The sequence below is a fragment of the Streptomyces dryopteridis genome, assembly GCF_049606955.1.
Taxonomy (GTDB): Bacteria; Actinomycetota; Actinomycetes; order Streptomycetales; family Streptomycetaceae; genus Streptomyces.
Genome location: NZ_CP187115.1, coordinates 256448 through 279512 on the forward strand (window position 1 = coordinate 256448; position 23065 = coordinate 279512).

Sequence of the window (23065 nt, forward strand, 5' to 3'; positions counted from 1 at the left end):
CGGAGGCGAATGTGCGAGGATCGAACGCAGCTCCGCGCGGCGCCGGCAGGTTCATTCCCGAGGGGGGTGGAGGAAACTCCACCACCGATCCGCCAGGCAGTCCCAATGCGCCCTCCCGGCCCCGTTCACCATCATGGGATCACCGGCACACACCGAGCAGCCACACCACGCGTCTTCTCATCGGGGAGCCCCCAGTGCACACAACCGACGACCTCCGCAGCGAGGCGGTACGACTGGATGCGGTCGTGAAGTCCTACGGCCGCGGCGACGGGCAGGTCGTCGCCCTCGGCGGGCTCACGATGAGCTTCGCCACCGGCACCTTCACCGCCGTCATGGGCCCCTCGGGCTCCGGCAAGAGCACCTTCCTGCACTGCGCCGCCGGCCTGGTCCGCCCCACCTCCGGCCGCGTCACCGTCGGCGGCACCGACCTCGCCGGCATGGACGACGGAGCCCTGACCCGGCTGCGCCGCGACCGGATCGGCTTCATCTTCCAGTCCTTCAACCTGCTGCCCGCGCTGACCGTGATGCAGAACATCGTGCTCCCGCTGCAACTCGCCGGCCGCAAGCCCGACAAGGCCCTGGTGCGCACCGTGGTGCGCCGCGTCGGCCTCTCCGAACGCCTGGGCCACCTGCCCTTCCAGCTCTCCGGCGGCCAGCAGCAGCGCGTGGCCATCGCCCGCGCCCTGGTCACCAACCCGGCCGTGGTCTTCGCCGACGAACCCACCGGCGCCCTCGACACCCGCACCGCCGCCGCCGTCCTGGGGCTGCTGCGCGAATCCGTCGACAACGCCGGCCAGACCCTGATCATGGTCACCCACGACCCGGTCGCGGCCTCCTACGCCGACCGCGTGGTCTTCCTCGCCGACGGCGCGTACGCCGGCGAACTCCAGCGGCCCACCGCCGACGCCGTCGCCGCCCGCATGACCCGGCTGGGCGCCTGGGAGGACGAGGGCACGCAGCCCCAGGCCGCCCCCGTGAGCACCGGAGGCCGGTACTGATGTGGCGCCTGTCCCTGCGCACCCTGAAGTTCCGCAAGGCGAGCTTCGCCGCGACCTTCCTCGCCATGTTCCTCGGCGCCGCGATCGTGATCGGCTGCGGCGGCCTGATGGAGACCGGCGTCCGGATGGCCGCCGTCCCCCAGCGCTACCAGAACACCCCGGTCGTCGTCACCGGTGACCTCTCGCAGGACTCCACCGCCCTGACCGAACGCCGGCGGATCGACGCGGGCCTGACCCGCGAGATCGCCGCCGTCCCGGGCGTGCGCGAGGCCGTGCCCGACGTGTCCTTCCCGGCGACCCTGATCAAGGACGGCCGCCCGGTGACCGGCGGCGCCGACCCCACCGGCCACGGCTGGTCCGGCGCCCGCCTCACCCCCTATACCCTCGCCGCCGGCGGAACGTCCCCCGTGGCCGGCGGCGAGGTCGTCCTCGACAAGCGGATCGCCGAACCCGCCGGTGTCACCACCGGCGCGAGCGTCGAGCTCATGGTGCGCGGCACCCTCCAGCGCTACCGGGTCACCGGCATCGTCGAACAGAAGGGCGACGCCGACCCCCGGCCCGCCGTGTTCTTCAGCGACGAACGGGCCCGCGTCCTCGCCGGCTCCGCCGACCGCGTGGACTCCGTCGCCGTGCTGACCGCCCCCGGCACCGACCCGGCCGCCCTCGCCGCCACCCTGCGGGGCACCGTCGGCGACCGCGCCGAGGTCCTCACCGGGGACAGGGTCGGCCTGGCCGAACTGCCCGGCACCCTGGCCGCCCAGCGCACCATCGTCATCCTCGCCGCGATCTTCGGCTCCTCCGTGGTCCTCATCGTCATGTTCGGCGTGGCCTCCACCCTCGGGCTCTCCCTGCAACAGCGGGCCCGCGAGATGGCCCTGCTGCGGGCCGTCGGCTCCACCCCCGGCCAACTGCGCCGCATGATCCTGTGGGAGACGGCCGTGCTGTCCGTCTCCTCCGTCCTCCTCGCCCTGCTGCCCGGCTGGGGCCTGGGCCGGCTGCTGTTCGAGGTCCTCACCACCAGCGGGGTCATCGCCCCCGCCATCGACTACCGGGCCGGCTGGATGCCCATGGCGGTGGGCGCGCTGGTCACCGTGCTGGCCGCGGCCGGCGCCACCCGCTTCGCCGGCCGCCGCGCGGCCCGCACCGAACCGGTGGCCGCCGTCGCCGAATCCGCCGTCGGCGCCCGCTGGTTCACCGTGCCCCGGCTGCTGCTCGCCGTGTTCTTCCTCGTCAACGGCCTCGGCCTGGCGGTGGCCACCGCCACCGTCATGGAGGACGGCCCCACCCTCGCCTCCACCGCCGGCCCCGCCTCGGTGCTCTTCTGCATCGGCCTGGCCCTGCTGGCCCCCGGCATCACCAAGGTCATGACCGCCGTCATCGGCCTGCCGCTGCGCCTGCTCGCCGGGATCTCCGGCCGGCTCGCCCTGCGCAACGCCGCCACGGCGAGCGTCCGGATGGCCGGCGCGGTCGCCCCGATCGTCATGCTCATCGGCATCGCCACCGGCACCCTGTACATGCAGTCCACCGAGGACGCGGTCTCCAGCGCCTCCTACGAGCGAAACATCTCGGCCGATTACGTGCTCGACTCCACCACCGGCGGGTTCGCCCCCGGAGCCGTGGACCGGGCCCGCGCCGTGCCCGGGGTGGCCGCCGCCTCCGAGTTCGTCACCGCCCGCGGTTTCCTGACCGGCGCCGACGGCCTCACCGACACCGACCTGCGCGGGGTCTCCGCCGAGGGCGTCGCCGGGGTCCTCGCCCTGAGCCCCGTCGCCGGCTCCCTGGCCGACCTGCGCGGGGACACCGTCGCCCTGTCCGAGAAGACCGCCCGCGACCGGGGCCTGGGCCTGGGCGACAAGCTGCCCCTCAAGCTCGGCGACGGCGCCGACATCAGCCCCCGGATCGTCGCCCTCTACGCCGACGACCCCAAGCAGCGCTACGTCACCCTGCCCGCCGCCACCCTCGCCCCGCACACCGGCGACGGCCTGCCGCGCCAGATCCTGGTCCGCGCCGAGGCCGGCGCGAGCGGACTCCAGCAGCGCCTGGGCGCCCTGGCCGCGAGCGTCCCCGGCACCGAACTGGACGCGGCGAGCTCGCTCGCCGGCCGAAACAATCAGATCCAGCAGATCCTGGTGTCCGCGAACTATACGATCGTCGCCATGATCGTCGGGTACGCCGCCATCACCGTCGTCAACACCCTGGTCTCCGTCACCCGCAAGCGCGGGGCCGAGTTCGGACTGCAACGCCTCACCGGCGCCACCAAGGCCCAGATCATGCGCATGCTCGGCGTCGAGGGAACCCTCATCGCCGTCGTCGCCACCGTCCTGGGCACCCTGGCCGCCGCCACCACCATCGTCCCCTACAGCATGGTCAAGAACGGCACCTGGCTCCCCTCCGGATCCCCCGGCATCTACCTCGCCATCGTCGGCGGAGCCCTCCTGCTGATCTTCGGCGCGACCCTGCTGCCCTCCTGGCGCGGCATGCGCGAACCCGCCGTGGACACGGTGAAGGCCGCGTGACCCACACGCACCCCGCGCCCCCCGGGCCGCCCCCGTCCGCTCCCCAGCGGACCGGGGGCGGCCCGCCCGCGTCCGCCCCGCCGCCCCCCACCGACCCCGAGGCCGAGGCCGAACCGCGCCACCGGCCCGTGTGGAGCGTGCTGCGCCGCGCCCTGGACTCCACCGTCCTGGGCGCCGTCACCGCCACCGCCGCCATCGCCGGCGCCCTGCTCCTGGTCACCACCCTCTACTTCATCGTCCTGTGTGCCATCGGCATCGGCTTCGTCGTCCTGCCCTACGCCACCCGCGCCGTGCGCCGGCTGTGCGACCTCGGCCGCGCCGCCGCCGGCCGCGCCGGCGTCCCCGTCGAACGCCCCTACCGGCCCGAACCCGAGAGCATCGAGAAGGACATCGTCGGCTGGATGCGCCGCTGCAAGTGGATCCTCACCGACCCCGCCACCTGGCGCGACCTGCTGTGGCTGCTCCTCAACTCCGTCCTCGGCCTGCTCGGCTTCCTCCCCGCCGGGCTGCTCTACTACGCCGGCGAGGGCATCGCCCTGGCCGCCGGCCTGTGGCGCCCGCTGGCCGCCGACGGCCACGGCCGCTGGTACGCCTTCGTCACCGTCGACAGCGGCCCCACCGCCCTGGCCGCCGGCGCCCTGGCCGCCCTCTGCCTCACCTTCTGGCTGTTCGCCGGCCCCCTCGTCCCCTACGCCCAGGCCCACCTGGCCCGGCTGCTGCTCGGCCCCACCGCCGGCGCCCGCCTCGCCTCCCGCGTCGCCCACCTCGCCGAGACCCGCTCCGACGCCCTCGACGTGCAGGCCGCCGAACTGCGCCGCATCGAACGCGACCTGCACGACGGCGCCCAGGCCCTGCTCGTCGCCCTCGGCCTCAAACTCGGCGCCGCCGAACGCCAGCTCGACCGCGACACCGAACAGGCCCGCGTCCTGCTCCGCGAGGCCCGCGCCTCCTCCGTGCAGGCCCTGCGCGAACTGCGCGACCTGGTCCGCGGCATCCACCCCCCGGTCCTGGCCGAACGCGGTCTCGCCGACGCCCTGCGCGCCCTGGGTCTGGCCTCCCCGCTGCCCGTCACCGTCCACACCGAGCTGCCCGACAAACTCCCCGACCCGGTGGAATCGGCCCTCTACTTCACCGTCTCCGAACTCCTCGCCAACGTCCTCAAGCACGCCGACGCGAGCCGCGTCGAGGTCGACGCCCGGCACGCGGACGGCCGTCTGCGCACCCGGGTCACCGACGACGGACGGGGCGGCGCCGACACCGCCGCCGGCAGCGGCCTCGCCGGGATCCGCCGCCGACTGGCCGCGTTCGACGGGACCCTGCACATCGACAGCCCCCCCGGCGGCCCGACCGTCATGACCCTGGAGATACCGTGCGCGTCGTCCTCGCCGAAGACCTCTTCCTCCTGAGGCAGGGAATCACCCAACTCCTGGAGGCGTACGGCTGCACCGTCGTCGCCGCCGTCGACAACGGCACCGACCTCGCCGCCGCCCTCACCGAACACCGCCCCGACGTGGCCGTCGTCGACGTGCGCCTGCCCCCCACCTTCACCACCGAGGGCCTGCGCGCCGCCCTCCAGGCCCGCCGCGAACAACCCGGGCTGCCCATCCTCGTGCTCTCCCAGCACGTGGAACAGATGTACGCCCGCGAGCTGCTGGCCGACGGCACCGGCGGCATCGGTTACCTGCTCAAGGACAGCGTCCTGGACGACGGGCAGTTCATCGACGCCGTCACCCGCGTCGCCGCCGGCGGCACCGCCATGGACCCCGCCGTCGTCGCCCAGCTCATGGCCGGCCACTCCCGCGACGAACCCCTCACCGCCCTCACCGCCCGCGAACGCGAGGTCCTCGAACTCATGGCCGAGGGCTGCTCCAACGCGGCCATCGCCGAACGCCTCACCGTCACCGAGGGCGCCGCCGCCAAACACATCTCCAGCATCTTCACCAAACTCGACCTGCCCCCCTCCGGCGACAGCAACCGCCGCGTCCTCGCCGTCCTCGCCTACCTCAACGCCTGAGCCCACCCGGGCCCACACCGGGAGCGGGGGCGGGGGAGGGTGGGGCGGCTAGGGGTGTCACGGGGCCGGGCCCGCCGAGCACACTGCGAGGAATCCCACCCCGCCCGGAGAAAGGGCCCGCCATGACCACCCCCACCCCGGACGGCCTGTGGTTCCGCCGCTACCACCCCCGCCCCGACGCCGAGGCCCGCCTGATCTGCCTCCCGCACGCCGGCGGCTCCGCCACCGCCTACCACCGGCTCTCCGCCCTCCTCCCGGCCGGCGTCGAGGCCCTCAGCGTGCAGTACCCCGGCCGCCAGGACCGCCGCGCCGAACCCTGCGCCGCCACCGTCACCGAACTCGCCGACCGCCTCACCCCCCTGCTGCTGCCCCTCGCCGACCGCCCCCTGATCCTCTTCGGCCACAGCATGGGCGCCACCCTCGGGTACGAGATCGCCCGCCGCCTCGAACACGGGCACGGGATCCTCCCCCGCGCCCTGTACGTCTCGGCCCGCCGCTCGCCCACCAGCCCCCGCACCGAGACCGTCCACCTCCTCGACGACGACGGGGTCATCGCCGAGATGCGCGCCCTGTCCGGCACCGCCTCCGCCGTCCTGGACGACGAGGAACTGCTGCGCATGGCCCTGCCCGCCATCCGCGCCGACTACCGGGCCGCCGAGACCCACGAGCACACCCCCGGACCCCCCGTGAGCTGCCCCGTGCACGCCCTCACCGGCACCGAGGACCCCAAGGCCACCGTCGAGGAGGTCCGGGCCTGGTCCGAGCACACCACCGGACCCTTCACCCTCCACACCTTCCCCGGCGGCCACTTCTACCTCACCGACCACTGGCAGACCCTCGCCCACCTCCTCACCGCCCAGCCCGCCCCCACCGCCTGAAACGGAGCCCCCCCGTGGCCACCGTCCTCATCACCGGCTGCAGCACCGGCATCGGCCGCGAGAGCGCCCTCGCCTTCGCCCGACACGGCGACCGGGTCCACGCCACCATGCGCGACCTCGCCAAGGCCGAGGAGCTGCGCGCCCGCGCCGCCCGCGAGAACCTCCCCCTGCGCCTGCACGCCCTCGACGTCACCGACGAGGCCGCCGTCACCGCCGTCGTCCGCGCCGTCGAGGAGGAGCACGGCGGACTCGACGTCCTCGTCAACAACGCGGGCGTCGATCACACCGGCGCCGTCGAGACCACCCCCTGGACCACCGTCCACACCCTCTTCGACACCAACCTCTGGGGCCCCCTGCGCACCATCCGCGCCGCCCTCCCCGCCATGCGCGCCCGCCGCGCCGGCACCATCGTCAACATCTCCTCCCTCGCCGCCCACACCCACGCCATCCCGCACGGCGGCCTCTACGCCGCCAGCAAGGCCGCCCTCGGCGCCCTCAGCGAGGCCCTCGCCGCCGAGACCGCCCCCTACGGCATCCGCGTGCTCTGCCCCGCCCCCGGCAGCCACGCCTCCGCCATCCACGACCGGCCCGCCACCCCCGCCCCCGACGGCCCCTACACCGCCGACGAGGCATGGACCGCCCGCTTCCTCGCCCACGTGGCGAAGGGCGCCGCCGACCCCCGCGAGGCCGCCGAGGCCCTCGTCCGCGCCGTCCACGACCCGCGCGCCCCCCTGCACACCCCCATCGGCGCCGACGCCGAGGCCACCCTCGCCGGCCGCCCCTCCCACGAGGACTGGCTCCCGGTCTTCCTCACCCACGCCCAGGCCCTCACCGGCCCCCGCCCCACCCCCTGACCGGCCCGGCGTCACCTCCGCGCCCGCGCACCACCCACCCGCACGCACCCCCCGCACCGGCCGTCCCGCCCCCGCCGCACCCCCGTGAACAGGGCCTCGACCCCCCGACCGGCCCGACCGACCCCGGCTTGTGTCGGGAGTGTGCTGGCGCGAGGAGGGTGGTCGGTGCGAGAGTGGTGCCAGCCGCACAGGCCCCACCCCGTCCGCGGGGGCGGCCCTGTCGGCGTTTCCCTGCCGGGCCCCGATCGGGGCCGGGCGTGACTTTGAAGGACATCAGCATGGCCAGTGGCACCGTGAAGTGGTTCAACGCCGAAAAGGGCTTCGGTTTCATCGAGCAGGACGGCGGCGGCCCCGACGTCTTCGCCCACTACTCCAACATCTCCGGCGGCGGCTACCGCGAGCTCACCGAAGGCCAGAAGGTGACCTTCGACGTCACCCAGGGCCAGAAGGGCCCGCAGGCGGAGAACATCGTCCGCGCCTGACGCACCCCGTCAGCACCGACGCGGGGCCCGGCACGCAGCAGCGTGCCGGGCCCCGCGCTCGTTCTCTCCCCCGCCGGCGCCGCTGACACGACCGTCTCAGTGGATTGCCAGTGGCCTGACAGGCCCTCCTGACACCGTGGATCTTGTCACGGGCACGGGCCCGGGAGGACACGAGGAGAGGGAGCCGCTCCGGTGCCGAGCACGGATGAGAAGCCCTCGGTCCGACGCTGGGAACTGGTGCTGCCGCACCGGGAGAGGCTGCTCCGGCTGGCCCGGACCCGGCTGACCGGCCAACAGGACGTCGAGGACTGCGTGCAGGAGGCCCTGCTGCGCGCGGCGCTCCACCGGGGCCTGGACGAGGCACGCGTCGGAGCGTTCCTCACCGCCGTCACCCTGCGCCTGTGCGTGGACGTGCACCGCCGCCGGGAGCGGGCCGTGCGGTTCCTGCACCGGCACGCCCACACCGTCGAGACCACCGCGGCGGGGCCGGAGGAAGCGGCCTGCGCGGCGGCCGAGGGGGCCTGGATGCTCGCCCAGGTGCAGCGGCTCGACGGCCGGGAGCGCGAGGTCGTCCTGGCCCGCATCGAGGGCGCCGGCACCCGCGAGGCCGCGGGCCGACTGGGCATCTCCGTCAAGGCCGCCGAGGGCGCCTTCACCCGGGCCCGGGCCCGGCTGAACCGGTGGCACGGCGCCGGCCTCGCCGCCTGACCCCCCATCGGCCGGCCCCACCGCGAGGCGGGGCCGGCCGCACCCGCGCGTCAGGCCCGGGTGAGGGCGAGCACGGCGTTCTGACCGCCGAACCCGAAGGAGTTGCTGACGGCGACCTCCACGGCGGCCTCGCGGGCCGTCCCCGCGACGACGTCCAACTCCACGCGGGGGTCCTGGCGGGTCAGGTTGGCGGTGGGCGGGATGACGCCCCGGCTCAGGGTCAGCGCGGTGACGGCCGCCTCGATCGCCCCCGCCGCGCCCAGGGAGTGGCCCACCGTCCCCTTCACGGAGGTGACGGCGGGACGGTCCCCCAGGACCCGGCGGATCAACGATGCCTCGGCCACGTCGTTGAGGGGGGTGGACGTCCCGTGCGCGTTCACGTGGTCGACGGCGTCGGACGGGATCCCGGCGTCGTCGAGGGCCGCGCGCAGGGCGAGTTCGGCCCCCGCGCCCGTGGGGTCGGGGGCCGTGGCGTGGTGGGCGTCCGCGGAGGCCCCGTAGCCGCTGACGTGCGCGTACACGCGGGCCCCGCGGGCCTTGGCGTCCACGGCCCGTTCGAGGACCAGGATCGCGGCGCCCTCGGCGGGCACGAAGCCGTCGCGATCGACGTCGAAGGGACGCGAGGCCGCGAGCGGATCGTCCTGCCGGCCGCTGAGCGCCCCCATCTGACCGAAACCCGCGATGATCGAGGGAATCAGACATGCCTCGGTGCCCCCGGTGATCACCACGTCGCACACGCCCCGGCGCAGCAGGTCGCGCGCGGTGCCGATGGCGGTGGTCCCGGACGCGCAGGCGGTGGCGGTGACGAGGTTGGGCCCCCGGGCGCCGTGCTCCATCGCCACGTACCCGGCGGACATGTTGACGGCGAGCATCGGGATCAGCAGCGGCGACACCCGCTGCGGCCCCTCGTCGAGGAGGACGTGGTGCTGTCGCTCCCAACTGGCCGCGCCCCCGATGCCGCTGCCCAGCACCACGGCGACCCGGGTGCCGTCCCAGCCGGCGGGGTCGAGCCCGCTGTCGGCGACCGCCTCGGCGGCCGCGGTGACGGCGAACTGACTGCTGCGGTCCAGCCGCCACGCCTTGCGCCGCCCGATGGACCGGCCGGGGTCGTAGTCCGGTATCCAGCACCCGATGTGGGCGGGGGTGCCCGCCAGCGCGGGCACCCCCGAGGCCGCCGTGCCCTCGGCCGCGAGGAGCGCCGCCCAGGACTCCCGGGCGCCGATCCCCGCCGCGGTCACCATGCCGATGCCGGTGACCGCGGCGTCGAACGCGTCGACGGAACGAGGCATCAGGCCGTCACCAACTTGCTCTCGATGACCTTCGTGACCTGTTCGAGGGTGCTGTCCGCGTCGAATTCGTCGTCGGACAGCCCGATGCCGAACTCCTGCTGGACCGTCAGGGTCAGCTCGACCAGGGCCAGCGAGTCGAGTTCGAGGGTGCCGAAGGTGTCCGAGGGCGCGACCTCGTCGGTCTCGAAACCGAAGTTCGCGACCAGCAGCTGCACCAGGCGGGGGAAGGTGTCGCTCATGACGTGCTCCTTGAAGAGGAAGGGACGAGTGGGAAAGGGCGAGAGGTCACACCGGGGTCAGCTCGGGCCAGGTCAGCGTGGTCGCACCCCAGGTCAGACCACCCCCGAAGGCGGCGAGGGCGGTGCGCTGCCCGGCCCGCAGGGCGCCCCCGGCCACGGCGTCGGCCAGGGCCAGGGGGATGGAGGCGGCGGCGGTGTTGCCGACCCGGTCCAAATGCACCGGGAAGCGGGAGCGGGGCAGCCGCAGCCGATCGGCCACCGCGTTCACGATGCGGAGGTTGGCCTGGTGGGCCACGAAGACCTCGATGTCCTCGGGCCGCCACCCGGCGCGGGCGGCGGCCTCGTGCGCGGCCTCCGCCATCCGCTCCACGGCGTTGCGGAACACCTGTCGGCCCGCCATCCGGAAGTACGGATCGGCCCGCGCCAGGTTCCCGGCCCGGATCGGATCGCGGGAACCGCCCGAGGGCACCCGGATCAACCCGCCGCCCGCGCCGTCGCTGCCCAGGACCGGCGGCCCGAGCGCGCCGGGCTCCTCCGGCACCCCGGCCCGCAGCACCACCGCCCCCGCCCCGTCCCCGAAGATCGCCCGGGTCGAGCGGTCCTCGGGGTCGAGGATGCCCGAGTACGTCTCGGCCCCGATCACCAGCACACTGCGCGCCGTGCCGGCCGCGATCAGTCCGCCGCCCGCGGCCAGCCCGTACAGGAAACCCGTGCACACCGCCGCCACGTCGAAGGCCGGCACGTGCCCCAGGCCCAGGCGGGAGGCGACCGAGGGCGCCGTGGCCGGACAGGAGTGGTCCGGGGTGGTCGTGGCCACGATCACCGCGTCCACCGCCGCCGCCCCGGCGGACTCCAGCGCCCGCCGCCCCGCCTCGACGGCGAGGTCGGAGGTGGCGGTGCCCTCGTCGACCACGTGCCGCCGACCGATCCCGGTCCGGCTGCGGATCCACTCGTCGGAGGTGTCCAGCTCCCGCGCCAGATCCGCGTTGGTGACCACGCGAGGCGGCAGATGGGTCCCCAGACCGGACACCACCGCCACGGGTGCCGAGCTCATCGGACCACCCCGGCCGCGAGCGCGCCGCTCAGGTCCACGCCGCCTCCGCGAGCCCCATGTAGCCGAGCCGGGTGCGCTGCATCGTGTCCGCCCACTCCTTGCCCGTCGCCATCCGCTCCTCGGCCGTGGTGTCCGCCAGGCGCCGCCCCGGCCATGCCTCGTAGTCGCCCAACAGCGCGCCGTGCTCCTCGATGCCCCGCTGGAACAGCTGCTCCCGGTGCGCCAGTTGCGCCGAGGTGGGCAGCTTGTCCCACAGCGCGTAGCCCTCCGCCATCAGCTCCAGCAGCCGCGGCTTGTCCCCGGGGTGCGCGATCAGGTGCTCGCGCAGGATGTGGCTGCCGACAGTCAGGTGCCGGATCTCGTCGATGCCCGCGCCCCGCTCGATGTCGGCGGCGGCCGGGTCGAAGACCCGCCACTTGCGTTCGCTCAGCTCGGCGGCGGGCGCCAGGACGCCCTCGACCAGCACGGTCAGCACCAGGACGCCCCCGATGAAGTCCCGCTCGTCGCGCAGCACCCGCAGACCGAACTCCTCCAGCGGGACCAGGATGGCGTCCCGGTCCGCCGCGGCGAGCCGGTCCACCTCGGCCTCCAGCCGGTCCTCGTCGACGCCCAGGTCGAGCAGGTGCCGCCGGAACACCATCGCGTGCCGGGCCTCGTCCATCAACTGGGTGGAGTAGAACTCCATCGTGGCGTTGTCCGGGGCCAGGGACACCAGGTGCCCGATGGCCCGCGTGGCCTTCTCCTCGGCGAGGGAACGGAAGGCGAGCTCCCGCGAGAGCGCCTCGTTGAGCGGCCCCCGCCGCCGCACGACGTCCAGGGGCGCCACGTCCTCGGCGTGCCCCAGCACCCGGCCGCGCAGGGTGCCCTGCGGAACGGCCCCGAACCAGTACCGCAGATCGCAGGTCGCGGCCGAGAGCTCCAGGTGCAACGCCCCGTCCATGAGCGAGGGGGCCCGCTCCCAGTCGGCCTCGGAGGGGATGTTCGCGGGGGTCATCACTGTGTCCTTTCGGGAACGCCGGGGAGCCGGCCCCACGTGCTCGCGCCGGCGGTGAGTTCGCCGAGGAGAGCGCGGTACGCCGGATGGGTCTCGGGCTCGAAACGCAACCCGAAGGGCTTGAGGTAGTTGCCGAACAGCGCCCGGTCGCCGAAGAGGTGGATGGGCAGCGCGAGCAGCGCCCACTCGGCGCCGAACGCCCAGATCCAGCCCAGCGCCACGAGCCCCTGGGTCACCAGGCTGTGCATCGCGTTGTACGCGAGGTAGTACCCCGTGTGGATCCTGCCGTCCCGCGCGCGCCGGAAGGCGACGGCGCCGGGCAGGTAGCCGAGGAGGTCGATGTAGAGGAACAGGCCGACCGCCGGCCACCAGCGGACCTCGTCCAGGTGCGTGAGGAAGAGGACCACGCACACCACGAGCCCCAGACCGTACTCCGCGCGCACGAGCCGGGCCGTGGTGGGCGTCATGAACAGGTTCTTGGCGTCCACGCCTCACCCCGCCGGGGTGCCGGCGAGCGGGATCTCGGCCGCCGGCAGGGCCACCGCCCGCGCCAGCGCCTCGTCCCCGACGACCGTGCCCTCGCCGCCGAACAGGCCGAGGACCACCCGGGCGATGGTCTCCTTGATCACCCGCTCGGCGACGGGGTCGAGGATGCCGGCGAGGCTCGGGATGCCGAAGTCGAACTCGGCGCCGAAGTCCACCAGGCACCCGCTCCCGGCGGCCTCGACCCGCCAGACCCCGGCGAAGGAGTCGAAGTCCCCGTCGAGCTGGGCGAAGGTGATCGACAGCCGGTCCGGATCGAAGCGGTCGGACTCGGTCCAGCGCAGGATCCCGTTGCGGAAGTACACCTCCCAGTCGCTGACCTCCCCGCCGGCACCGCCCTCACGGACGATCACGGAACGCACCACCGGGGCGAGTTCGGGATACCGGGCGAACCGCCTGACCTGCTCGTATCCCGCCTCGGGCGAGACCTGGGGCAGCGCGACGGCCACGTGAACACTACGCATGGGCGGAGCCACCTTCGAAAGTCGGTACGTAACGGGCCGCCTGCGCTCGGCAGGCGCGGTCGAATGCCTCGTACAGGAAGGCCGTGTCCGAGGCGTCGAGGACGGCGGGCGGCGTGAGCCGCAGCACCAGGTGCGAATTGAGCGAGTGGTTGGCCACCACCCCGTGCGAGATCAGCTCGATGAGCAGATCGCCCGCAGGCCCCGGGATCGCGAACTCGATCCCGATCAGCAGACCCCGCCCGCGCACCTCGCGCACCACCGGCCCGAAGTGCCGCACGGCGATCTCCCGGACGGTGGCCAGGATCTCCGCCCCGAGGTCCCGGGCCCGGTCCACCAGGCCGTCCTCCTCGATCGCGGCGAGCGCGCCGCGCACGGCCGCCATCGCGAGCGGCGAGCCGGAGAACGTCGACGTGTGCAGGTAGGGGTCCTTGTCGAAGGCCGTGAACGCCTCCGGGGTGGCCAGCACGGCCGAGACCGGCAGCACGCCCCCGCCCAGGGCCTTGCCCGCGAGCAGCACGTCGGGGGTCACCGATTCCGCGTCCGCGCCCCACCAGGTCCCCAGCCGGCCCAGGCCCGTCTGGATCTCGTCGACCACGAGGAGCGCGTCGTGGACCCGGCACAGCTCCCGCACCGCACGCAGGTACCCGGGGGGCGGCAGGACCACACCGGCCTCGCCCTGGACGGGCTCCACCACGAAGCAGGCCCGCCCCGGCATCGTCGCCAACAACTCGTCCAGGGCCCGCACGTCACCGAAGGGCACGTGGTGCACCCCCGGCAACAGCGGCCGGAAGGGGTCCTGGAAGACCTCCTTGCCGGTCAGGCTCAGGGCGCCCATCGTCTTGCCGTGGTACCCGCCCCACGTGGCGACCAGCCGGTCCTTGCCCCGGGTACGGGCGATCTTGATGGCCGTCTCCACGGCCTCCGCGCCCGAGCAGGCGAAGTGGACCCGTTCGAGTCCGGCCGGCGCCTTGGCCACCAGGGCCTCGGCCGCCAGGGCCGCCTGCGGCTCCAGGAAGACCCGGCTCGCCACGGGGTGCCGGCCCAGTTGCTCGGTGACGTGCCGCACCACCGTGGGGTGCCGGGCGCCCGTGATCAGCACCCCGTAACCGCCGCAGTTCAGGAACCGGCCGCCGCCGTCGGTCGTGATCCACGCCCCCTCGGAGCCGGTCTCGACGTGACCGCCGAACATCTCGCCCAGGGTGGCGCGCCCCTTGCTGAGGTTGGCCCGGTACAGCCGCCCGATGTGCTCGCGGTCGTGGACGCGCGCGTCCGTGGTCGTGCTCGTGCTCATGGCAGGCTCCTCAGGACAGCAGCAGCGGTCGACCCGCGACGTGCTCGACGAAGGGTTCGGCGAAGGCGGAACGCGACGGCGGGTGGAAGGAGACGCCGTGGGAGGCGGCCGCCAGGTAGCCGATGTCGCCGCCGCCGATGAACGCCATGCCGCCGAGCAGCTCCACGGCCGTGCGGACGGTGTCGCCGATCGCGTCCTGCGCCCCGTACCGCGCCACCAGGGCGGCGGCGAGCGCGGCGTTGTCCCTCTCCCCGTCCTGGATGCTCCGGGCGATCCCCTCCAACAGCAGGGTCGCGGTCTCCAAGCGGGTGAGCAGCCGGGCCCGGTCGGCGACGGAGCCGCGTCCGGCGCTCGTGACCCGTTCGGCGAGAGCGCTGGCGATCCCCAGGTACGAGGCGGTGATCAACATCTCGAACCAGATGAGACCGACGGTCTGCAACTCGTCCGACTCGCCCTCGTCGCCCGCGGTCGTGCGCATCAACTGCTGTTCGTCCACGAGCACGTCGGTGAGGCGGACCTCGTCGCTCTCGGCGCCGGCCAGGGCCCAGCCGGACCAGAAGGGACGCACGCTCAGGCCCTCGGCCTCGCGCGGCACGAGCAGCACGGCCGTGTCCCCCGTGCCGGGGCCGTCGGGGCCGGGCAGGACCACGCTCGCGGTGAGCAGGTCCATGGAGGCGGAGAGGCTGCACGGCTTCTTGGCGCCGTTGACGCGGTAGCCCTTCCCACCCTCGTCCGGACGGGCCTCCATGGTGGGCGAGAGGATGCCGCGGCCCGGCCTGCCCTCGGCGAAACCGGAGGCGACCAGCAGGTTGCGCTCCACGATCCCCTCCAGGAGGGCCCATTCGACGCCCCCGGACCGCAGGCTGTCGGCGAGGGAGAAGAGCGTGGCGACGGAGAAGTGGTGCATGGTGGTGGCCACGGCCAGGGAGGGCGACACGGCGCCGAGCGCCCGGGTCACCCGCACCGCCTCCAGCGGGCTCGCGCCGATGCCGGAGTAGGTGGTGGGGATGACGAGGGCGGGGCCGCCGTGGGAGCGGAACAGCTCGATGGCGGGGCTGCCGGGGCGCTCCAGCTCTTCGAGGGGGAACGCGCCCAGGGCGTCGAGCAGGCCGGGCAGTCGGCGTTCACAGGTCTGGCGGGCGGCATCCAGGGCGCGCACGGGAACTCCTTCGCGAAGGGGCGGGGACGGCGGGGTCAGGGGGTCTTCTTGTCGCGCAGGGTCCGCCAGGCCCCGAACACCGCCTCGCTCGGGCGGGACCCCGTCGAGATGCTCACGCCCTGGAGGTGGGTGGTGCGCAGGATCGGGTAGTTGGCCTCGCCGAACACGCCGCCGGTCAGTCCGGTGCCGCCGTGGGTGGGCAGGCAGGGCAGGAAACCGATGTGCGAGTCGTTGACCTTGAGGAGTCCGCCGTTGCGCACGCGGGCCAGGAACCGGTCCACGACGGCGCCGTCCTTGGCCCACAGCGAGTTGCGCAGGCCGTAGGCGTTGGAGTTGACGAAGTCGACGAACCGTTCCAGGAGTTCCCCGTCGGGCGCGGGTTCGGCGACGACCAGGGGCAGCAGGGGGAAGAAGGTCTCGTGGGCGACGGCCTGGATCTCGCGGGCGTCGTCGAGGCCGCGGACGACGATGACGGTGGGCTCCAGGAAGATCCCGTTGGGGTCGCGGCTCTCGTCCAGTTGCATCGCGTGTCCGCCGCAGGCCAGCTCGGCGCCCTTGGCCAGGGCGTCCTCCAGGTAGGCGAAGAACTTCTCGTTGCGCAGCACCGGGGTGAGCAGGACGTCGGGTTCGCTCGGGTATCCGGGGCGGATGTGGCCGATCTTGCGCACGAGGGCGTCGAGGAGGGCGTCGGCGACCTCGGGGTGCACGAGGACCTGGTTGGGGATCATGCACAGCTGTCCGGAGCCGTAGAAGCTCTCGGTGAGGGCCTCGGCGGCGAGTTCGACGTCGGCGTCCTTCCAGACGGTCACCACGTCGTTGCCGGCCAGTTCGAGCACGGGTTTCTTGCCCTCGGCCACGCAGCGGGCCTCGAACCGGGTGCCGTTCTCGCTGGAGCCGAAGTAGATGATGTCGTCGACGGCGGGGCTCGCGAGCCAGGCCGACAGCACGGGGCCGGGGTCCCCGCAGACCACGTTGAGGGTGCCGGGCGGGGCGCCCACCTCGTCGAGGGCGGGGGCGACGATCTCCTGCATCACGTACATCACGCCGAGCGGGCCGCTGCGCGGGGCGCGGACCACCAGGGCGTTGCCGCCCATCACGGCGGTGACGCCGAGGAGCGCGCTGGACAGCGGGGCGTTCTGGGGCGGGTTGAGGCAGACCACCCCGTCCGGCTGCCGGCGCACCTGGAGCCGGCGTTCGCCGCGGTGGAACTCCTGGAGCATCTGGGAGCGGTAGAAGGCGTTGGAGTCGGGGCTGAAGCACTCCAGCATCCCCGAGACCTGCCATTGGGCGAGCATCAGCGGATGCCCCTCCTGGACGAGGATCTCGGCGAGTTCGTCGGCCCGCGCGGCGAGCTTCTCGTACAGCAGTGAACCCAGGCGCTCGATGCGGGTGTCGAGGGGGAAGGCGCCCCACACGGGCGCGGCCTCGGCGGCGGCGTCGACGGCCGCGAGGACGGTGGCCCGGTCGGCCTTGGCGACCCGTCCGACGACCACGTCGAGGGGGTGGTCGCCGGTGTCCTGCCCCTGCTCCAGCCTCCGTTTGAGGGTCAGGGCGGTGAACACGTCGTCGAGGAGGGCGGCGGAGTCGAGCACGTACACCCACTCCGTGCCCTCGACCACGCGTCCCCCGATGTAGGAGTGATACGTGCGGGCGGTCGCCCTCTGCGGTTTCGGGATAGACAGTTGTGTACTGCCCACGAACACTCCTCGGGATTCGAAAGACCTGGAGGGCGCGTGCCCCGCCGAGGATGTTTCCAGGGGGCCCTGACAGGTCGCTTAGATCTCGCTGAAACGCGGGTTTCAGCACTTCTCCGGGAATTTCTGTTACGTTCCCGCACACCCTTGATCGCCGGGACGATGGAGTGCGTTGATGAGTCAGTCGGTGGAGTCGATTCTCGAACCCGTCCGCAAGTACGGCGACAATCCCAGTGCATTCCTCGTCCTGAACGAGCGGAACGAGCACTTCGCGGGGAGCGGCGGGGGACTCGTGGCCTTTCGGCGGGAGGGGGGTCACCTGATCCAGTTCGGCGGCGTGTTCGCCCCCGAGGAGCGGCGGCGGACGCTGCTCGCGGAATTCAGGGAACACGCGCGGGAAAGGCGGTGCAGGATCACGGGGATCCAACTCCAGCGGGAGGACGCCGAACTGTACGCGGCGGAGGGGTTCACCGTGAATCAGGTGGGTTCCTCGTATTCCGTGCACCTGCCGGAGTTCACGTTGCGGGGTTCGAGGTTCGTGAAGCTGCGCAACAAGGTGTCCAGGGCCCGGCGCAGCGGTGTGGAGGTGCGCGAGCTGCCGTACGACGAGGCGGTCGCGCGGCGGATCGAGGACATCGACCGGGTCTGGCTGCGGGCCAAGGGCCGGCACGTCAAGGAGATCGAGTTCCTGGTGGGGCAGGTGGGGGGTCCGGCCCAGCGGTACCGCAGGCTGTTCGCGGGGCTGATCGAGGGCAGGCCGGTCGCCTACATCTCGTACTCCCCGGCCTACGGGGCGCGTCCCGGTTGGCTCCACGACCTCAGCCGCCGGCTTCCCGACGCGCCGCCCGGGGTGATGGAGGCCGTCAACGCCGCCGCGCTGGAGCGGTTCGCGGGGGAGGGGGCGGGGTGGCTGCACTTCGGCTTCACGCCGTTCACCGGCCTGGACCCGGCGTGCGAGCTGCCCGGTCACAGCGGGTTGACCGGGAGGTTCATGAGGTTGCTCGCGGAGCGGGGCGGGGCGGTCTATCCGGCCGCGACCCAACTGGCCTACAAGGAGAAGTGGGGGCCGCACGTGGTGTCGCCGGAGTACCTGGCGTTCGACGGGAGGGCGAACCTGGGGGCGATCTGGCGGATCCTGCGGGTGACCCGGTCCGTCTGAGGGGCGTGCCGCGGCAGTGCGGTGCCGCGGCGGCCGCGCCGGCTCAGCAGACCTTGTGGCGCAGGCTCTCCTCCTGGCGCAGGATCTCGGCCAGGGTGTCGCGCAGGGCGGGTCCCGGTTCGAGACCGAGTTCGGCGGAGAGCCGGTGCCGGACCCGGTGGAAGGTGCTGATGGCGTCGGCCTGGCGGCCGGAGCGGTACAGGGCGATCATCAACTGCTCGCACAGGCGCTCCCGCAGCGGGTGGCGGGCGAGCAGGTGCTCCAGTTCGGAGACCGTCTCGGCGTGCCGGCCGAGGGCGAGTCGGGCGTCGACGGCGAGTTCCCGGGCCAGCAGCCGGGTCTCCTCCAGCCGGGCGGCGGCGGTCCGACAGATCATGCCGTGGCCGGTGTCGAGCAGCGCGGGCCCGCGCCAGGCGGCCAGGGCCCGGGTGAGGTGGGTCAGGGCCGCGGCGGGCTCGCGCGGTCCCTCGCGGCGCGCGCGTTCGACGGCGGTGCCGAACCGCGAGGCGTCGACGTTCTCCGGCGGGAGGGTCAGGACGTACCCGGATCCCGTCGTGCGGATGACGTCGCGCGTTTCCTCCTTTCCGCTCTGCCGGACCAACACCCGGCGCAGTCGGGCGATGTGCCCCTGGAGCGAGTTCATGGCACTGCGGGGCGGTTGTTCCCCCCACAGCTCGTCCAGGAGGTCGAAGGACGAGACGGTGATTCCGGGCGAGAGGGCGAGCGTCGCGACGATGGCTCTGAGTTTTTCTCCGGGTATCTCGATCTCGATGTGTTGGTCGAACACCTGTAACGGCCCCAGGATGCCGATTTCCATGTCTACCCCCGAGAGATGCGAATGCTGTGTCGCGGTGCGCGGGCCGTCGCGTGCGAGGGAGTCGGCGACCGGATTCCGAAGGGCTCCCGCTCCCCCTGCGGAATTTTCGACCTCGGTCTCGGAATTGTGCGACAGGTAAAGACGGTACCAAGGGGGAGATTTCACTAACAACCCCTCTTGATCGAATTGGCCTGATTCCGGATTCGCGCGGAGCTCGCGGCCGGCCTGAAACCACCGGTGGGGGCACGCCTGTTGGCCGGCATGGACATGCTCATCGAAACGCTGACGAATGGGATGCCGGAGATGTTCCGAATCTTGGTGTTCACGAGATTTCTCCACCCTGTTTTCCGTCGGGGGGCGAGAAACCGTGGGTTGTTACCGGCCGGTTTTTCGTCCATTACCGGCCGGCGCGCCGGTCCCGGTCGCGGCCGGCGTGGCCGGATCTCGCGCCGCGAGCGCTTTCCTCGGGTCGGGTGCCCGCCCCCATTGCTGATGCGTACTCCTGGTAGGTAATCTTGGTGGGGCCGCTCCCTCCTCACGGCATTCCGAACCGGCGACACCTCGGGGGAAAGGGCCGCAGGGAGGAGCACGACCGTGACCCGACAGGCAGGGGCGAGCAGGGCCGGCCGCCGCACACAGCAGGAGCGTTCGTCCGCGACCACCGGTCAACTCCTCGGCACGGCGCGGAAGCTGTTCGCCCAAGAGGGCTACGCCGGTACCTCGCTCGACGCCGTCTGTGACGCCGCCGGCCTCACCAAGGGCGCGTTCTACCACCACTTCAAGAACAAGCAGCAGCTCTTCCGCGCGGTGTACGAACGCGAGCAGCAGGACCTCTCCGACGTCATCGCGCAGACCTACTCGCAGTACGACGACCCCTGGGAAGCGCTGTTCCAGGGGATGCGGCAGTTCCTGGTGGGCTCCATGGAGCCGAGCACCCAGCGCATCACCCTCATCGACGCCCCGGGCGCCCTGGGCTGGGAGGCGATGCGGGAGATCCGGGCCGACTGCCGCCGCATGATGCTCTACGGAATGTCCCGGGCGCTGGGCAAGGGCCGCTTCCCGCGACACGAGGTCGACTCCCTCACCTCGATGGTCTACGGGGCCCAGTGCGAGGCCGCGATGGCGATGGCGCACGCGGAGGATCCCGAGGTCCTCCTCCAGGCGACCCTGAGCCAGTTCCGCGGGTTGTTCGAGGCCCTCGTCCGCACCGCTCCCGCCGCGAACGACCGGTAGTGACGAGGGCCGCTCGATCGGAGGACCCCATGTCGGGCACGTCGCAGTCCGTCCTCGTCGCCGGGGCCCGGACACCCGTCACCGGCCGGGGCACGGGCCCGCTGTCCGCGGTCGACGCGGGCGCGGTCGCGATCAGGGCCGCGCTGGACCGCGCCGGCATCGCCGGACACGACGTGGGGCACGTGGTCGTGGGCGGCGACCCGGCGTCGGACCCCGGGCCGCGCGCCGCCCGGGAGGCCGCGCTCAAGGCGGGGGTGCGGCCGTCGGCGCTCCCCCTCGCCGCCGGGACCGGCGCCGCCGCGCGGGGTCTGTCCGTTCTTGCCCGCGCGGACGCCCTAGTCCGCTCGGGCGCGCACGAGATCGTGATCGCGGCCGGACTGGAGGCGCTGCGGGCCCCGCTCGCCCGGGAACCGGAGCTCGCCGAGGCCCTTCTCGGCCGCTTCGTCTGCGAGGCCGCCGCGCGCGCGGCCTCCACCGTGCCGGAGAAGGACGGGGCCCGGCACTGGGCCGAGCGGGCGGTCGCCCGCGCGCCCGCCTCGGTCCCCGCCGTACGGATCTGCGTCCCCGAGGCCGGTGCGCGGGGCGTGCGCGAGGCGGCCCCGGTGCCCGGCGGCGCGGCGGCCGTGGTCGTGGACAGGGCGCTGGCCGACTCCTTGGGGCTCGGCCGGTTGGCCCTGATCTCCGCGTACGCCGCGGTGACGGGGTCGGCCGGATCCCCGGCGGCGCTCGCCGCACGGGCCCTGGAGGAGGCGCTGGAGCGGGCCGGGCTGACCGCGGCCGGACTCGATCACGTGGAGGTGGACCGGGCCCTGCCGGCCGGGTCCGCGCTGCTGTCGCGCCGCCTCCCGGCCCCGGCCCGTGACCCGGCCGCGCAGGGCGCGGACCTTCCCGACCTGCCCCTGGGCGCCTCGGGACCGCGGATCGCGCTGCACCTGGCGCAGGTGCTCCACCGGGGCGGCGGCACCTTCGGCGCGGCCGTCCGCGCGGACGCCGGCCGGGGCGAGGCCCTGATCATCCGCGGCGGGCCCTGATCCGGCCCGGCACCCGGCTCACCGGACGGACGAGCCGCCGTTCACCCCGAGGTGGACGCCCAGCCGACGGATCACCGCCGCGCCCGCGACGGCGTGGCCCCGGGGCGTGACCTCCCGGTCGGCCCGGTCGCGGATGTCGGCGTCGGAGTTGGCGGGGTGGACGCTCAGGTCCACGTGGACCGCGCCCGTGCGCAGCGCCAGCCCCCGGACGCGTTCGGCCAGCAACCGCAGCCGCCCCTGCCGGAGGTCCGCCGGGGCGGGCTGCCCGGCAGGGGCGCGGTGCGCGGCGAACGGGGACAGCAGGGCCACCTCGACCCCCGCGTCCCGCAACGGCCCGACGATCCGGGCCAGTTCGGCCTCCGTCACGTCGGCGTCGAAGGAGTCCCGCAGCACGTCGCTGCCGCCGGCCGCCACGGCGGCCAGGTCCGCCCGGAAGGCCAGGGCCCGGCCCAGTTGCCCCGCGCGCACGTGCGCGGCGACCGCGTCCCGCCGGGCCAGGTTGACGTACGCCAGGTCGGGACGGGTCGCCCGCAGGGCGGTGGCCACCCGGTCCGCCCACGGGCCCCCGGCGCGGCCTCGCGCGGTGTCCGCTCCCCGTGCGAAGCCGTCGCCGAGCACGACGAACCGCCCCCACGGGGCCGGCGCCAACAGCTCGGCGGCCGCCTCCGGGTCGATGCGGTAGGGGTCCTCCCCGTCGGCGGCGGAGACGGTGTTCACGGTGTCCTCCTGAGATCGGATGGTCCCGCGGCCGCACCGGGACGCGACGCGACGGGGCGTGGTGCGGGGGTGGGATGGGGATGCGGACGGGGACGCCGAAACCCGGGCCCCTCTGACGAGGAGCCCGGGGGTCCCGACGGCGCGGGCGTCACGGGGGACGGACACGCCCGTGCCGGCCGGAACCGTCCTGTGTTCTCGGTGGATCAGTGGTGGATCAGTGCTGGATCAGCGGAGTCCGGCGGCGAGCCGGTCGCCGAGGACGCGGACGATCTCCGTCGCGACGACGGCCTGCCCGCGCGCGTTGAGGTGCAGACCGTCCGAGGAGAAGATCGGCTCCTTGCCGGCGGGGTGGGCGGGCAGGTCGACGTGGAGGCCGCCCAGCCGCTCCGAGACGCCCCGGGTGAGCTCGGAGAACCGCTGGATCCGCTCCCGCATCACCGCCTTGTACTTCTCGGCGACGTACGGGGTCCAGGTGTTGTCGAACAGGCCCATGGTCACCACGGTGCACCCGGTCTCGCGCAGCGCCGAGACGATCCGGACCTGCTCGCGCTCCACGGCGTCCGCGTCGAAGTGCTTGCCCAGCATGTCGTTCCCGCCCGCCACCACGACGGCGAGGTCGGGGGCGAAGGCGAGCGCGGCGTCGAGCTGGGTCTCCCGGACCCGGGCCGCCGTCAGGTCGCGGACGCCGAGGTTGCGGTACTCCAGCCCCGGGTTGATCCCGCGCAGCCCGACCGCGAGACGGTCGGCCCAGCTGTGGTTCCCGTAGCCCTCGACGGGCTCGCGGGTGCCCTCCACGATGCTGTCGCCGACGGCCGCGTACCGGAGCCAGGGGGCTCCCCGCAGCCGGCCGGCGATCTCCTCTGCCGTCAGGAGGTGGGGGTCGCGCAGTTCCCGCGAGAGGTCGGGCGCGAGCTCGGGGACCGTCATGGTG

General features: G+C 73.7%; 23 protein-coding genes. 11 read left to right on the top strand and 12 right to left on the bottom strand.

The window, feature by feature from the left end:
- Positions 1–194: 194 nt before the first annotated feature.
- The 8 genes from ACN20G_RS36380 to ACN20G_RS36415 all read left to right on the top strand — a co-directional run bounded on the left by ACN20G_RS36380 (position 195) and on the right by ACN20G_RS36415 (position 8450).
- Positions 195–998 (top strand): ABC transporter ATP-binding protein, encoded by an 804-nt coding sequence (locus ACN20G_RS36380; protein WP_424217645.1) that lies wholly within the window; start codon positions 195–197, stop codon positions 996–998.
- Complete coding sequence (locus ACN20G_RS36385) at positions 998–3514, top strand: FtsX-like permease family protein (RefSeq protein ID WP_424217646.1); 2517 nt, start codon at positions 998–1000, stop codon at positions 3512–3514. Before ACN20G_RS36380 ends, ACN20G_RS36385 begins: the two co-directional genes overlap by 1 nt.
- A gap of 128 nt (positions 3515–3642) precedes the next feature.
- Positions 3643–4920: a sensor domain-containing protein gene (locus ACN20G_RS36390; protein ID WP_424217717.1), complete on the top strand. Its 1278-nt coding sequence runs from the start codon at positions 3643–3645 to the stop codon at positions 4918–4920.
- Entirely contained in the window at positions 4884–5528 is a 645-nt protein-coding gene (locus ACN20G_RS36395; protein ID WP_424217647.1) for a response regulator, read from the top strand. Before ACN20G_RS36390 ends, ACN20G_RS36395 begins: the two co-directional genes overlap by 37 nt.
- A 122-nt stretch (positions 5529–5650) precedes the next feature.
- Entirely contained in the window at positions 5651–6406 is a 756-nt protein-coding gene (locus tag ACN20G_RS36400; protein WP_424217648.1) for a thioesterase II family protein, read from the top strand.
- 14 nt (positions 6407–6420) lie between these two features.
- Positions 6421–7260, top strand: a complete 840-nt coding sequence (locus ACN20G_RS36405; protein ID WP_424217649.1) for an SDR family oxidoreductase — start codon at positions 6421–6423, stop codon at positions 7258–7260.
- 278 nt (positions 7261–7538) lie between these two features.
- The gene (locus ACN20G_RS36410) at positions 7539–7742 is read left to right on the top strand and encodes a cold-shock protein (protein WP_424217650.1); all 204 of its coding nucleotides are present in this window, start codon (positions 7539–7541) and stop codon (positions 7740–7742) included.
- 192 nt (positions 7743–7934) lie between these two features.
- Positions 7935–8450, top strand: coding sequence for an RNA polymerase sigma factor (locus tag ACN20G_RS36415; protein ID WP_424217651.1), 516 nt, complete (start codon positions 7935–7937; stop codon positions 8448–8450).
- Between the two features lie 50 nt (positions 8451–8500).
- Here the strand turns inward: ACN20G_RS36415 and ACN20G_RS36420 are convergent, their stop codons facing one another.
- The 9 genes from ACN20G_RS36420 to ACN20G_RS36460 are packed head-to-tail and all read right to left on the bottom strand — an operon-like array spanning position 8501 to position 17102.
- On the bottom strand, positions 8501–9739 hold the full coding sequence (locus tag ACN20G_RS36420) for a beta-ketoacyl-[acyl-carrier-protein] synthase family protein (RefSeq protein WP_424217652.1): 1239 nt from the start codon (positions 9737–9739) through the stop codon (positions 8501–8503).
- Positions 9739–9978 (bottom strand): acyl carrier protein, encoded by a 240-nt coding sequence (locus tag ACN20G_RS36425; protein WP_424217653.1) that lies wholly within the window; start codon positions 9976–9978, stop codon positions 9739–9741. The genes ACN20G_RS36420 and ACN20G_RS36425 overlap by 1 nt, the downstream gene beginning before the upstream one ends.
- Before the next feature lie 46 nt (positions 9979–10024).
- The gene (locus ACN20G_RS36430) at positions 10025–11032 is read right to left on the bottom strand and encodes a beta-ketoacyl-ACP synthase III (RefSeq protein WP_424217654.1); all 1008 of its coding nucleotides are present in this window, start codon (positions 11030–11032) and stop codon (positions 10025–10027) included.
- A 28-nt stretch (positions 11033–11060) separates the two neighbouring features.
- On the bottom strand, positions 11061–12026 hold the full coding sequence (locus tag ACN20G_RS36435) for a VlmB-like protein (protein ID WP_424217655.1): 966 nt from the start codon (positions 12024–12026) through the stop codon (positions 11061–11063).
- Positions 12026–12514 carry a hypothetical protein gene (locus ACN20G_RS36440; protein WP_424217656.1) on the bottom strand — a complete coding sequence of 163 codons (489 nt, stop codon included), beginning with the start codon at positions 12512–12514 and terminating at the stop codon, positions 12026–12028. The genes ACN20G_RS36435 and ACN20G_RS36440 overlap by 1 nt, the downstream gene beginning before the upstream one ends.
- A gap of 3 nt (positions 12515–12517) precedes the next feature.
- On the bottom strand, positions 12518–13033 hold the full coding sequence (locus ACN20G_RS36445; RefSeq protein ID WP_424217657.1) for a type II toxin-antitoxin system RatA family toxin: 516 nt from the start codon (positions 13031–13033) through the stop codon (positions 12518–12520).
- Positions 13026–14324, bottom strand: a complete 1299-nt coding sequence (locus tag ACN20G_RS36450) for an aspartate aminotransferase family protein (protein WP_424217658.1) — start codon at positions 14322–14324, stop codon at positions 13026–13028. Before ACN20G_RS36450 ends, ACN20G_RS36445 begins: the two co-directional genes overlap by 8 nt.
- A gap of 10 nt (positions 14325–14334) precedes the next feature.
- The gene (locus ACN20G_RS36455) at positions 14335–15483 is read right to left on the bottom strand and encodes an acyl-CoA dehydrogenase (RefSeq protein ID WP_424217659.1); all 1149 of its coding nucleotides are present in this window, start codon (positions 15481–15483) and stop codon (positions 14335–14337) included.
- A 35-nt stretch (positions 15484–15518) separates the two neighbouring features.
- Positions 15519–17102 carry an aldehyde dehydrogenase family protein gene (locus tag ACN20G_RS36460; protein ID WP_424217660.1) on the bottom strand — a complete coding sequence of 528 codons (1584 nt, stop codon included), beginning with the start codon at positions 17100–17102 and terminating at the stop codon, positions 15519–15521.
- Between the two features lie 250 nt (positions 17103–17352).
- Between ACN20G_RS36460 and ACN20G_RS36465 the strand changes: the two genes are divergently transcribed.
- The gene (locus ACN20G_RS36465; RefSeq protein ID WP_424217661.1) at positions 17353–18336 is read left to right on the top strand and encodes a bifunctional lysylphosphatidylglycerol flippase/synthetase MprF; all 984 of its coding nucleotides are present in this window, start codon (positions 17353–17355) and stop codon (positions 18334–18336) included.
- 43 nt (positions 18337–18379) lie between these two features.
- Here the strand turns inward: ACN20G_RS36465 and ACN20G_RS36470 are convergent, their stop codons facing one another.
- Positions 18380–19153: an AfsR/SARP family transcriptional regulator gene (locus tag ACN20G_RS36470; protein ID WP_424217662.1), complete on the bottom strand. Its 774-nt coding sequence runs from the start codon at positions 19151–19153 to the stop codon at positions 18380–18382.
- A 594-nt stretch (positions 19154–19747) separates the two neighbouring features.
- On the opposite strand from ACN20G_RS36470, the gene ACN20G_RS36475 reads away from it, so the two are divergent.
- Together ACN20G_RS36475 and ACN20G_RS36480 are read left to right on the top strand one after the other, a co-directional pair.
- The gene (locus tag ACN20G_RS36475; RefSeq protein ID WP_424217663.1) at positions 19748–20386 is read left to right on the top strand and encodes a TetR/AcrR family transcriptional regulator; all 639 of its coding nucleotides are present in this window, start codon (positions 19748–19750) and stop codon (positions 20384–20386) included.
- Positions 20387–20415: 29 nt separating this feature from the next.
- Positions 20416–21417, top strand: coding sequence for a hypothetical protein (locus ACN20G_RS36480; protein ID WP_424217664.1), 1002 nt, complete (start codon positions 20416–20418; stop codon positions 21415–21417).
- 18 nt (positions 21418–21435) lie between these two features.
- Here ACN20G_RS36480 and ACN20G_RS36485 read toward each other — a convergent pair whose 3' ends face one another.
- Positions 21436–22134, bottom strand: a complete 699-nt coding sequence (locus tag ACN20G_RS36485) for a GDSL-type esterase/lipase family protein (RefSeq protein ID WP_424217665.1) — start codon at positions 22132–22134, stop codon at positions 21436–21438.
- 225 nt (positions 22135–22359) lie between these two features.
- Positions 22360–23061 carry an SGNH/GDSL hydrolase family protein gene (locus ACN20G_RS36490; RefSeq protein WP_424217666.1) on the bottom strand — a complete coding sequence of 234 codons (702 nt, stop codon included), beginning with the start codon at positions 23059–23061 and terminating at the stop codon, positions 22360–22362.
- Between the last annotated feature and the right edge of the window lie 4 nt (positions 23062–23065).